The 12,270-nt window shown below is 68.6% G+C and carries 7 protein-coding genes; 5 read left to right on the plus strand and 2 right to left on the minus strand.

All coding sequences use genetic code 11. The features are described 5' to 3' along the window. Positions 1 to 14 precede the first annotated feature (14 nt). Entirely contained in the window at positions 15 to 1,826 is a 1,812-nt protein-coding gene (locus ACRARE_RS16170; RefSeq protein ID WP_432657488.1) for a serine aminopeptidase domain-containing protein, read from the plus strand. On the opposite strand, the gene ACRARE_RS16175 is transcribed toward ACRARE_RS16170, so the two are convergent. Next, positions 1,801 to 3,729, minus strand: a complete 1,929-nt coding sequence (locus ACRARE_RS16175; protein WP_432657489.1) for a vWA domain-containing protein — start codon at positions 3,727 to 3,729, stop codon at positions 1,801 to 1,803. The genes ACRARE_RS16170 and ACRARE_RS16175 overlap by 26 nt on opposite strands. A 26-nt stretch (positions 3,730 to 3,755) precedes the next feature. Further along, on the minus strand, positions 3,756 to 4,562 hold the full coding sequence (locus ACRARE_RS16180) for a hypothetical protein (protein ID WP_432657490.1): 807 nt from the start codon (positions 4,560 to 4,562) through the stop codon (positions 3,756 to 3,758). Positions 4,563 to 4,837: 275 nt separating this feature from the next. Between ACRARE_RS16180 and ACRARE_RS16185 the strand changes: the two genes are divergently transcribed. The 4 genes from ACRARE_RS16185 (at position 4,838) to ACRARE_RS16200 (ending at position 12,219) form a co-directional block, all read left to right on the plus strand. After that, a complete protein-coding gene (locus tag ACRARE_RS16185) occupies positions 4,838 to 6,706 on the plus strand; it encodes a hypothetical protein (RefSeq protein WP_432657491.1) in 1,869 nt (622 codons plus the stop codon). Positions 6,707 to 7,704: 998 nt separating this feature from the next. Then, entirely contained in the window at positions 7,705 to 8,877 is a 1,173-nt protein-coding gene (locus tag ACRARE_RS16190; RefSeq protein ID WP_432657492.1) for a TolC family protein, read from the plus strand. A gap of 37 nt (positions 8,878 to 8,914) precedes the next feature. After that, positions 8,915 to 11,050: a type I secretion system permease/ATPase gene (locus ACRARE_RS16195; RefSeq protein ID WP_432657493.1), complete on the plus strand. Its 2,136-nt coding sequence runs from the start codon at positions 8,915 to 8,917 to the stop codon at positions 11,048 to 11,050. Further along, positions 11,047 to 12,219: an HlyD family type I secretion periplasmic adaptor subunit gene (locus ACRARE_RS16200; protein WP_432657494.1), complete on the plus strand. Its 1,173-nt coding sequence runs from the start codon at positions 11,047 to 11,049 to the stop codon at positions 12,217 to 12,219. The genes ACRARE_RS16195 and ACRARE_RS16200 overlap by 4 nt, the downstream gene beginning before the upstream one ends. Positions 12,220 to 12,270: the final 51 nt, after the last annotated feature.

Here is a 12,270-nt window from a genome sequence, read left to right on the forward strand (position 1 = left end):
ACCAGCCCATTCTGATGCGCCGCTGGCGTGGCGATCCCGGACGGCGGCGCGGGCCGCGCCGCGCGGTGTTCCTGGGCCACAGCCAGCCCACCCATTCCGGGATGCTGGCAGAGTTGGCCTGCGCCTTTCGCGACCGCGGGTGGGAGGCCGCCTCGGGCGATATCCGCGGCCACGGCCAAAGCACCGGGCGGCGCTGCCCCCTGGGCCATCTGCCGCTGGAGGGCGGATGGGCGCAGGCGGTCGAGGATCTGCGCCTGCTCTTGCGCGAGACCTTCGAGGGCGTGGCCTGGGAGGACCGCCTGGTGGTGGTGCCCAACATCACCGCCCTGATGACCCTGGAGGTGCTGAAGAGCTGGCCGGATCTGGCCCGGCATATCGCCTTCATCTCGCCGCCGCCCAACCAGCGTTCCATTGCGCTCTTCGGCAAGGCCTTCTCGGCGGTGCGGGTGCGCATGGGCTATGCCGAGGAACCCGATGAGCAGTCGCTGCATCACCTCTACGCCTTCCTTGGCGCCCATCTGAAGGATCGCAAGCATCCGGCGGATGTGATCAGCAACGACCGCGCGGTGGTCGAGGCGGTGCTGGAGGATCCGCAGGGCTGGCCGATGCCAACCTCGGCCTATTGGTCCAACATCTTTTCCGGCATCCTGTCGGCCTGGAAATGGCCGCGCGGGGCGCAGGTGTGCCCCGGCACCCGCTGCGCGATCCTCTATGGTGCCGATGATCCGATGACCCGCGACGGGGGCTTTCTGCCGCCCATGGAGCGGCTGCTGACCCGCATCGGCATGGCCGAGATCACCCCCGCCCGGATCGAGGGCGCGCGCACCGGCCTGTTCCTGGAGGAACGCCGCCTGGGGATCTCGGGCAAGATCACCGACTGGGTGAACCACGACTGGCAACCCGCGCCCGAGCACCGGGAAACCACCCTGAGCGATGTGGTGGGCCAGGTCCTGAACGGCGAGACCGGCCGCGGCGCGCAGAAGAGCCCGGCCGAGCTGGTCGAGATGTGCTATCACGCCATCGACGACGAGACCTACTGGACCGAGCTGATGTACCGCATCATGCAGGAGGCCGAGGCGGAGGGCGAGACCGACGAGGCGGCGATGATCGAGCGGCTGACCCGCCTGATGCCCCATTGGGAGCGGTCCTTCGAGCTAAACCGGCAGGTGATGATGAGCGCGACCCTGGGGGTGCTGCTGCAATCGGTCGTGGAACGGCTGGGGATCGGCGTCGCTATCCTGTCGAGCGACGGCGCGCTGCTGCATTGCAACGAGACCTTCGAGGCCGGGGTGCAGGCCCTGTTTCCCGGTGGCGAAGAGGCCGGGGTGCTGACCCGGCGCTTGCTGGGCGGCGCGCCTGCCCTGACCGGGGGTGAGGCGGCGGTGCTGCACGACGGGCAGCCCGTGGGCTTTCACTTCAGCCCGGCCGCCCTGCGCCAGACGCGGCTGCAACGGCGCGGCCCGGCCTCGGTGCTGGTCCTGCGCGCCCCGGGCCAGGCCGAGATCACCGCCGACAACCGCGTCGCCCTGGCCGGGCTGGCCTACGGGCTGACCGGCAAGGAGGCCGAGGTGGCGCTGATGGTGGCCGATGGCCGTTCGCCCGTCGAGGCGGCCGAGGTTCTGGGGATCGGCACCGGCACCGTGCGCGGCCACCTGAAGAAGGCCTTCCAGAAGATCGAGGTGCATTCCCAGTCCGAGCTGTCGGCGCGGCTGCTGTCGGGGCCACTGGGCTGGCTGCGGGGACCCCGAGAGGCCCCCGGCACCGCGCCTGCCGCGGCCGCCGCCGGGGCGGCGGTGCCGGTCACTTCGGCGGGGTCTCGATGGTGAACCGGTCGTAGATCACCTGGCTTTCGCCCGGCGCGCCCTTGGCGGCCTGGGCCGCCAGCAGGCTGGGCTGGCCGGTCACGCGCAGCAGGGTCAGCGCCTCGGTTTCCACCGCGATCTCCTTGCGGGTCCCGTCCGGGGCGTCGTAGGCCATGCTCAGCGCCGCCGTCATCGCCCGACCGCGCCGCTTCAGGCGCAGGGTGGCGCCGTCGCGTTCCAGCGCCGCGAGCACCGCATCGGCCTCGGCCCGGCCCGCATCGTTGCAGGTGGTCTTGACCACGCCGTCATTGAACAGCGGCAGGTGAAAGGCTGTCGCCTCGGGCTTGCTGCCCTCCGGCCCGGCGTAGCGGATCAGCGACAGGCCCAGTTGCGTACCGCAGCCGTTTACCTCTTGCATCAGGCGGGCGCCAAGCTGGTTGGTGGCGTCCTGGTAGAGGGCCAGCCAGGCCGCCTCGTGTCGGGTCTGCGAGCGCAGGCGCAGGGCGACCGCCAGGTCGAAGTCGCCCTCGGGCAGGGGCTGATCCAGCACCAGCCGATTGCTGGCCTCGGGATCCGTGGTGCGCTGTCGCTTGCCCGCGGCGACCATGTAAAGCTGCCCCTCGGGCCAGAAGGCCATGCGCTCGGGCACCTCCGCCTCGATTTGCCAGGCCGGGTCGAGGGCGGGGCCGTCGAAGTTTTCCTCGAAGACCGGCGCGGCAGGGGCGGGCGGCGCGGGCGGCGGCGTCGGGATGGGGGCGGGCGGCAAGGCCACTTCGGCCGTGGCCTGCACCAGGGCCTCGGCAAATCCGGCGGCATTGTCGGCGGCGTAGTAGCTGCCGCGCCCCTCTTCGGCGATGCATTTCAGCTGTGCATGTTCCTCGGCCGACAGATCGAACCCCACCACATGGACGCGGGTGTCGATGCCCTGGGCCGCCAGGGCCGCGGCGGCGGCGCAGGGATCGCCGCCGCAGGTTTCCAGGCCGTCGGAGATCAACAGCACGTTGCGGGCGCGCGCCTCTCCGTCGCCGAAGGCACGGGCGGCCTGATCCAGGCTGGCCGAAATGGGCGTCTTGCCCAGGGGCCGCAGCGCCTCGACCGCGCCGATCACCTGGGCGGCGGCGGTGGCGCCGACCGGGGCCAGCAGTTCGGTATCGGTGCAATCCCCCTCGCGCCGGTGGCCATAGGCCATCAACCCCAGCCGGGTGGTGGCAGGCAGGTCGCCCAGAAGCCCGGCCAGCGCCTGCTGCGCCGTGGTCATCTTGGCCACCCCGTCGATCTGCCCCCACATCGAGCCCGAGGCGTCGAGGATGATCAGCAGGTCGCGCCCGCCCCCGGCGGCGGGCCCGTTGCCCATATGGGCGGGCAGGTCGCCTTCCTCCATCCCCGGGGTGACGGGCGCCTTCAGCTGCGGCGCCGTGGTTGCCTGCAAGGTCCGTTCCGGGCCCATGGGCACGGTCAGATCGACGCCCGCCTGGCGCGCCAGATCCATCAGGGACCAGCCGCCCTGGACCGAGTAGATATCCGAGATCTGCCAGTGCCCGTGCTCTGGCGTGGCGACCAGCGTATAGGCCATTTCCTGCACCACTCCGAAGTTTTCGAAGGCGACCCAGACCTGGGCCGCACCTTGCAGGATCGGCGCCTCGGGGTCGGTGAAGACCCGCAGCCCTGTGATCTGGATATCCTGGGCGTTGTAGACCGGATCGAAGCCCAGGCGCCCTTGCAGCCCGTCGCGGGCCAGGCTGTCGACGAGGTACAGCGCGCTGGCCTCTGCGTCGTTCAGCAGGGGCGGGCGGCCCTGGGTCAGCCGCGCGCCATGCTCGGCCAGGAAGGCCTCGACCAGGGCCGTGGGTGGCAGCGTCTGGGCCTGGGCGGGCAGGGGCAGCGCCAGCGTCGAGAGCAGAGCGGCAGAGAGGGAGAAACGGGGCATGACGGGATCCTTCGGCGGGCGGCGGGTCAGGAGGTGGGCGCGGTGATCGCGAAACGGGTGAACTGGGCGACGCTCTCGCCGGATCCGGCGCGGCTGGTCTGGCCCAGGGTGAAGGCCGGACGGCCGGGGGCGCTCAGGCGGACCACCTCGGCGCTGCGCAGGTCGATCGGCGCGCCCCCCGACGGGTCGGCCATCTGCAACCGCGCCGCATAGAGAAAGCCGCGCCGTTCCAGCGACAGGGTGAACCCCTGGGTGGCCAGGGCGCTGATCAGCGCATCCCCCCGGGCCCGGCTTTCATCGTTGCAGACGCTGTGGATCAGCGGCCCCTTCGAGAAGAGGTCATCGGCAAACTGCGTGGTCTCTGTCTCTTCGCTCAGGCGCAGGGTCTGGCGGTTGACCACCGACAGCGACATCAGGCTGCCGCAGCCCTTGGTGTTGATCGACAGATGGGCGGCGACGAAGGCTCCGGCACTGTCGTAAAGACCCAGCCAGACACCTTCATAACCCGTCTTGGCCTCGAGCCGGGCCGACAGTTGCATGTCGAAATCCCCCTCGGGGGCCAGGGTCATCTGGTGGATATTCGCCGCCCCTTCGGTCAGGAAGCTGGCCTTGCCACCGCTGGCGATCTGATAGATCTCGCCCGCGTCGCGGACATAGCTCATCGCCTCTTCGTTCAGCACCTGCCAGGGGCCGGGCGCGCCGGGGTCGGCGAAGTCGGTCGCATAGGGCAGGGATAGCGGTCCGGCCTGCTGGGCCAGGGCGGCAGGGGTGCCGGTCAGGCTGGCAAGGGTGGCCAGCAGGGCGCCCGCGGCGCGAGGATGGGAAAACGTCATGGCTGCTTCACCGGGTTGGGGACATGGGCGGCAGGCAAGCAGAGGGGCGGGGCGGGCAAATCTCCCAAATGGGAGGGACGCGGGGGCGGTCCTGGATCAGTTGCGCCGCGACACCGTCCTTTGGCGGTGTTTTGCTCTATTGCGAGCTTTTGTCGGCTGGTATACATACTATAGGATATGACTAGATCCAGCGGCCGAAGTTGATTCTGCGGTCGCGCGATCCCGAGCTTGCAAGGCCAGCCGCAGAAGGCTGGCCGAAGTCCCTGGAGGCCGCCTTGGCGAAGCAGACTGACATCAAGGGCGCGGAGGCCCTGACGCGGGTGGTCGAGACCTCGCTGGGGGGACTGACGGCCTCTGCCCGGGGCGATCGCGATGCGGCGCGCCCGGCCAGCTCTGCGGTTTCCATGGCGGCGGCCGGGGCCATAGGCCTGGACCTGGCGATGCAAAGCGCCTCGGGCGACGGCATGGCGGCCTTCGCGGCCACCTCGGATCTTCCGGTCGAGACCCCCGGCGCCGAGGGCTCCGAGGCCTCCGCGCCTGCCGAGGCCGCGCTGTCGCCGGACGAGGCCGCGCCCGAGGCGCCCCCGGCCGAGCCGGAGCTGGCGTCGGGCGATGCCGAGGAGACGGACGAAGAGGCCACGGGCGCCGTGGCCGAGGCCGTGGGCAGTTTCGTCATGGGCTATGGCGGGGCGGTGACCTCGCTGGGCAGCGTGCCGGTGGCCAGCGGGTCGCCGGGGCTGACTGCCGAGGCCCGGGTGGAGCCGGCCGCCGATCCCGGCGCCGAGTCCCCGGCAGCTTCCGTCCCCGCCGAGGAGGGTGCGGGCGAGGAGGCGCAGGCCCCGGGGCTGGTCGGTGGGCTGATCGGAGACGGCGGCGTCGTCGATGACCTGCTGGGCGAAGACGGCGTGGTCGACGATCTGCTGGATGGTCTGCTGGGCGACGGCGGTGTGGTGCAGGGCGTCGTGACCGGCGTCCTGGGCGACGGTGGCCTGGTCGATGGCCTGCTGGGCTCGGGCGGCCTTCTGGACGGCATCATTGATTACGACAGCGCCCTGGGCAGCGTTGTCGAGGTGGTCGTCGGCGAAAACGGGTTGCTGGGCCTGGTCTATGGCGAAAACAGCCTTGTCGTCAGCCTGGGCGAAGGCCTTCTGGACGGCCTGGTCGGCGACGACGGCCTGGTCGATGGTCTGCTGGACGGGCTGGCGGGCAGCGGCGGCCTTCTGGATTCCGTGGCCGGCATCTTCAGCGGCGAAACCGGGGTGATCGAAGGCGTCGTCGGCGGTGTCCTGGGCGAAGAGGGGCTGATCCCCTCGGTCGTGGATGGCCTGCTGGGCGAAGACGGTCTGGTCGATTCGGTTCTGGACGGTCTGATCGGCGACGAAAGCCCTCTGGGGGGCGACGGCCTGCTGGGCGGCGTGCTTGGCGACGACGGCCTGTTGGGCGGGATCGTCGGCGACGATGGCCTGCTGGGGGGCGTGCTTGGCGACGATGGTCTGCTGGGTGGAGTCGTCGGTGACGATGGCCTGCTGGGCGGTGTCCTGGGGGACGACGGCCTGCTGGGCGGTCTGACCGGGGGCTCGGGCCTGCTGGGCGGTCTGCTTGGCGGTGGCGGATCGGAAGAGGGGACGGCAGAGGCCGCCGAGGTCGACGAGGTCGACAGCTTTGTCGATACCCTGGTGTCGGGTGGCGCTGGCGACGGGCTACTGGCCGCGCCGGATCTGCTGGACGGGTTGCTGGGGGAAGAGGATGTCTTCGGCATCGACGCCGACGCGCCGCAGGAGGCCATGGGCGACATCTTCGCGGGTCTCGACGATCTCAGCTCGCTGAGCGGGCGGCTGGTCACGACGGGGATTGTCGAAACCCTGGTCGGCGGCGAGGGCGAGGATGCGGACCCGGAAATCGACGGCCTGCTGAACGATCTGCTGGGCGAGGGCACAGGCGAGATCCTGGGCGGCTCGGTCGTCTTCGATGCGCTGCTTGGCGAGGCCGAGGCGTCCGAGAGTCCGTCGGAAGGCCACGAAGGTCTGCTGGGCGATACGGCGATCGACAATGCGATCGGAACGCTGTTTGGCGCGGTCGAGGATCTGGGCGGCTCGCTGATCGACGGGCTGTTGCCCGGTGCCGGAGACGACGACGCGGTCTGACTAGGGACGTAACGTTGTCGTCCCGGGCTGATCGGGCAGGGGCGCGGCGCAGGGGGCGGGAATTGCCTTATTTCTCCCGGGCAGGCCCTGCCCAGAGGATGAACGAATGGCGATAGGGCGCGGCTTTTAAAGATAACTCTTTGTTGCACCTACTGGACGTCGTGGTATGGTTTGGTTAAGGGGCCGGGTAACCGGGATCTTTGTCGTTGTGGCGTGAAGGGATGCTCTGAAACTAAAGCGAACGGAAGGCGTTTCCGGCAGGCGTGTCACAAAAAGCCGCCTTGCAATTGGAGTTCTTTCCGGTTTCTTTTTTCAGGCCGCGTTGCGCGACTGTTTTTGCCCCAGGTTGGGGCTGTATTGGTTCGAGACGAGTGTTTCTGTGGGTTCACCGCCTTTTCCCTGTGTGCGGGGGCGGTCGGTGATGTGGGTTCATGAGGTGGCTGGAAAGATCGGGATGATGTGGGGCGTCGGGTAATCACCTGATTAACATGCATCTTTTCGACTTTCACGGGGCGGTCCTTCAGGGCTCTTGTAATTGGTATCGAGTGGTGGAGGCGCCGGTGACCGGTGTGCCGCCTGTTTGAAGGAGAGTTAAGCCCCGGCCTTGAATGGCTGCGCTGCTTTGTAATGATTTCGTGACGCAATTGTCCTGGTGAAGGGAGATATGCGCTGCGTGTCTTGCGGGGCGTGCAGATTGGCCTCGGGCTCCGATTAGAGTAAGTGGGCCGGTGAAGACGAAACCCAATTCCCCTGTTGCGAGTTGTGACACGTTTGAAAGGCTGACCCTGGGGTCAAATGGCGCGACGGATCATTCCGTATCTGCGCGCCGTAGCGGCGTAATGTCGCTGCGCTCCGGATTTGGGCGATTTCTCGCTTATCCTGTTAATGAATTAATCTGTCGTTTTAGGTCTCGTGGAATTGGCCCGCGCCGCTCGCGCCGCATTCTTGCGGGGGCGCTGGCAGGGTCTGTCCTGTTTGCCGCCCCGGCGATGGCGCAGATGTCCCTGCAACAGGCGGTGCTGCAATCGACGCAGATCGACCCGGGCGTGCTGGCCCTGCGCCAGCAGGTGCTGGGCCGCGCGATCGACATCGAGGCCGAGAAAGAGGCCTGGTATCCCAGCATCGGCCTGTCGGGCGAGGGCAGCAGCGACAGCGACGGCTCTGACCTCACGCTGAGCGTCACGCAGTTGCTGTACGACTGGGGGCTGACCCGCAGCCGGATCGAGGCGGCGACCCATGTGCGCGCCCAGGCGGTGGCCGAGCTGAAGCTGGCGATCGAGGATGTGACGCTGGAGGTGGCGCAGTTCTTCCTTCAGGTCGAGACGATGAACCAGAAGCTGGCGCGCACCGAAAGCTACATGCAATTCGCCCGCCGCATCGCCGGTCAGGCCGAGGATCGCGCCCGTGCCGGTGTCGGCGACAATGCCGAGGTGGCCCGCGCCCGTCTGGAGATTGCCCGCGCCGAGGACGAGCTGTCGCAGCTGCGCGCCAGCCGCAGCCTGGCCCTGTCGCAGATCGCCTTCCTGGTGGGCCAGCCGGTGACCTCGGTGCGACCGCCGCCGGGGCTGAACTTTGCCGGGCGCTATGCCGATCCGGGGCGTGTGCGCACCGCCGTGCGGCTGGCGCCCGACTATATCCGCGCCCGGGCCGAGGCGGATGAGGCCGAGGCGGGCATCCGCACCGCCAAGGCGCGGCGTCTGCCGACCATCGAACTGGCCGCCGAGGGGCGGCAGGACCTGAACGGCGGTCGCTCCAGCACCTCGATCGGGATTTCGGCGGGGGTCAACCTCAGCTCCAGCGGGTTCGGCCAGCGCCAGATTCAGGCCGCCGCGATGGAGGCCGAGGCGGCGCGCAACACCCTGCGCGCGACCGAGCGCGACCTGGGCAACGCGGTGTCCACCGCCCTGGACCAGCTGCGCATTCTGACCCGCAGCGAGGCCAGCCGGAAGCGGCAGCTGGTGGAATCCGAACGGGTGCTCGAGACCTACGAGAACCAGTTTTCCGCCGGGCAGCGAGAGCTGATCGACCTGCTGAGCACGGGGCGTGACCTTTATGACGCGCAGATCGACGCGATCGACACCCGCGATGAACGCAAGGGCACCGAATACCAGGCGGCGCGCGATCTGGGCGTGCTGGGCGCGCTGATCGTCGCCACAGCGCCCGCCCGATGACCCGTAGAGAATGCAGCGACCTGAAGGGGAGCCACCGATGAAGGATGACATTCCGCAAGACCGCCTGGTGCAGGGCCTGGTCGAGTTGTGCAGGGTACAGGGCGTTTCGACCAGCGCGGCGCAGCTGTCGGATGGTTTGCCGCGCGACGAAGAGGGGCGCCTGAGTGCCGACCAGGCCCAGGCCGCCCTGCGCCGGGCCAACATGAGCTGTCGCATCAGCCGCGAACCGCTGAAGTCCCTGCCGGAAACCAGCCTGCCGGTGCTGCTATTCCTGGCCGAGGATCGCTGTGTCATCCTCGAAGCGCTGGACGAGGCGGGCGCCCATGTGGTCCTGCCCGACGCGGCGGGCGGGCGCAGCGTCTGGACCCGCGCCGAGCTGGAGGCGCGCCACGACGGCCGCGTGCTGGTGTCGAAACCCCTCGATATCGTCTCGGCCCGCCTGGCCGAGGCGAAGCCCGACCGGCGGCACTGGATCCTGGGCCCGGTGCTGGACAACTGGTGGATCTACCGCGACGTGGTGCTGGCCTCTTTCGCGGCCAACCTGCTGGCGGTGGCCACGGCGCTGTTTTCCATGCAGGTCTATGATCGCGTGGTGCCGAACAATGCCTTCGATACCCTGTGGATCCTGGCCAGCGGCGTGGGCCTGGCCATCGTGCTGGAATTCGCGCTGCGGCTGATGCGGGCCTCGCTGGTGGATGTCTCGGGCCGCGACCTGGATCTGCGGCTGTCGACGCAGCTGTTTGCCAAGGTGGCGCATATGAAGCTGGCCTATCAGCCGGCCTCGACCGGGGTGATGGCCAACCAGGTGCGCGACTTCGCCACGGTGCGCGAATTCTTCACCTCGGGCACCGTCACCGCGATCTGCGATCTGCCCTTCGTGCTGATCTTCCTGGGCGTGATCTGGTACATCGGCGGCAATGTCGCCTGGGTGGTGCTGGCGGGCGTGGTGCTGACCGTGCTGCCGGGGCTTCTGCTGCAAGGGCGCCTGGCCAAGGCGTCGCGCGAAAACGCCCGCGAGGCGGCGGCGCTGAACGGGCTGTTGCTTGAAACGATCTCGAACCTCGAGACGGTGAAGGCGGCGCGCGCCGAAGGGCGGCTGCAACGCTCTTACTCGCAACTGAACGCCACGATGGCGACCACGGCGGTGAAGACGCGCAACCTGACCACCTTCATGACCCAGCTGGTCAATGCGGTGCAACGGCTGGCCTATGCCGGGGTGATCATCGCCGGTGTCTACCTGATCAGCGCCGGTCAGCTGACCGTCGGCTCGCTGATCGCCTGCACCCTGCTGGCCACCCGCACCATGTCGCCCATGGGCCAGGTGGCCAGCCTGCTGGCGCGCTGGCAGCAGGTGCGCGCGGCCATGGAAGGGCTGGACCGGATCATGAAACTGCCGGTGGAACGCCCCGCGGGGCGCCATTTCGTCCGCGCCCCCAACATGGACGGGGATTTCCGCCTGGACGATGTGGTCTTCCGTCACGACCGCGACGCGCCGCCGGTGTTGCAAATCGCCGATCTGCGCGTCGCGGGCGGCGAGAGGGTTGCCCTGCTGGGCGGCAACGGGTCGGGCAAGACCACGCTGCTGCGTCTGCTGGGCGGGCTGATCGACCCCGAAAGCGGCACGGTGCTGGTCGATGATCTGGCGATGAACCAGGTCGATCCGATCGACCGTCGCCGCCAGATCGGCTATCTGCCGCAAAGCGTGGCGCTGTTCCACGGCACCCTGCGGGACAACCTGCTGCTGGATCACGGCCTGCATTCCGACGACGAGTTGCTGGCGGCGCTGGATGCGGTCGGCCTGGGCACCTTCGTGCGCCGCCATGTGCGCGGCCTTGACCTGGTGATCCATGGCAATGCCAATGTCTCGGGCGGGCAGCGGCAGTCCATCGGCCTGGCGCGTATCCTGTTGCAGGACCCGCGCATCGTGCTGCTGGACGAGCCGACCTCGGCGCTGGATCACGTCACCGAGGCGCAGGTGATCAAGTACCTCAAGACCTGGCTGCAGGGGCGGACCACGGTCATTTCCACCCACAAGCGCGAGCTGCTGGCCCTGACCGAGCGCGCCGTGGTGCTGAAGGACGGTAAGGTGGCACGGGATGGCGACCTGATGCAGATCCTGAACACCGCGCGGGCGAACTCGGCCCAGAAGACCCCGGTGAAGGCGGTGCAATGACCCAGGCGGACGTCACCCAGACCAGCCATGTGGACGGCAGCTATCGGCGCCAGACCCTGCGCCGTGCCCGGATGACCATCCAGCTGATCGTCGCCAGCCTGATTCTGGCCATCACCTGGGCCCATTTCGCCCAGATCAACGAGATCACCCGCGGCGACGGCCGGGTGATCCCGGTGCGTCGGATGCAGACGATCCAAAGCCTGGAAGGGGGCATCCTGTCCTCGCTGGCGGTGCAGGAGGGCGAGCTGGTGCAGAAGGGCCAGCTGCTGGCGCGGCTTGACCCGACCCGGTCCGAGGCGGCCTTCCTCGCCACCCGGGGCGAGATCGAGGCGCTGACCGCCGAGGTGGCCCGCCTGGAGGCCGAGGTGCTGGAGCAGCCCGCGCTGGATTTCGGCGCCACCCCAAGCGAGGCCGAGGCGGCCGAGCTGCGTCTGTTCCATGCCCGCCGGACCAAGCTGGAGGCCTCGCTGTCGGCGCTTCAGGCCGAACAGGACACGATCCAGCAGCAGATCGACATCACCAGCCCGCTGGCCGCAAGCGGATCGGTCAGCAAGATCGACCTGCTGCAACTGCAACAGCGGCTGGCCGAATTGCAGGGCAAGATCAGCGAGACCCGCAACGCCTATGTCCAGGATGCCTACAAGGACCTGGCGACGCGGCGCGCCAAGCTGACCACCCTGGAACAGGACCTGGTCCAGAAGCAGGACGAGTTCACCCGGACCGAGATCCGCTCGCCCGTGTCGGGGCGGGTCAACAACATCGACATCACCACCCTGGGCGGGGTCGTTCAGCCGGGCGAACCGATCATGGAGATCACGCCCACCGACGACCAGCTGCTGGTCGAGACCAAGGTGATGCCCCGCGACGTGGCCTTCATTGCCCCGGGGATGCCCGCCAGCGTGAAGATCACCGCCTATGACTTTTCCACCTATGGCGATCTGCGCGGCACGGTCACTCAGATCTCCGAGGATACGGTGGAAGAGGACACGCCGCAGGGGCCGCAGGATTTCTACCGCGTCATGGTGCGCACCGAGGCGGGCTATCTGGAACGCTATGGCGAGCAGTTCTTCATCCGACCGGGGATGCTGGCCCAGGTGGATATCGAAAGCGGCAACCGGTCGGTGCTCAGTTATCTGACCCGGCCATTGCTGAAGGCGCGGCTGCGCTAAGGGATCGGGGCGCGGGGATGCGCCCGAAGAAGACGACAGGCCGCCAACCCG

It is taken from the genome of Pseudooceanicola aquaeponti (assembly GCF_050897975.1).
Lineage (GTDB): Bacteria > Pseudomonadota > Alphaproteobacteria > Rhodobacterales > Rhodobacteraceae > Pseudooceanicola.

Coding starts and splice junctions, on each gene's coding strand:
- ACRARE_RS16170 (WP_432657488.1), top strand. CDS start 15: ATGCGCCGCTGGCGTGGCGATCCCGGACGGCGGCGCGGGCCGCGCCGC.
- ACRARE_RS16175 (WP_432657489.1), bottom strand. CDS start 3,729: ATGCCCCGTTTCTCCCTCTCTGCCGCTCTGCTCTCGACGCTGGCGCTG.
- ACRARE_RS16180 (WP_432657490.1), bottom strand. CDS start 4,562: ATGACGTTTTCCCATCCTCGCGCCGCGGGCGCCCTGCTGGCCACCCTT.
- ACRARE_RS16190 (WP_432657492.1), top strand. CDS start 7,705: ATGTCCCTGCAACAGGCGGTGCTGCAATCGACGCAGATCGACCCGGGC.
- ACRARE_RS16195 (WP_432657493.1), top strand. CDS start 8,915: ATGAAGGATGACATTCCGCAAGACCGCCTGGTGCAGGGCCTGGTCGAG.
- ACRARE_RS16200 (WP_432657494.1), top strand. CDS start 11,047: ATGACCCAGGCGGACGTCACCCAGACCAGCCATGTGGACGGCAGCTAT.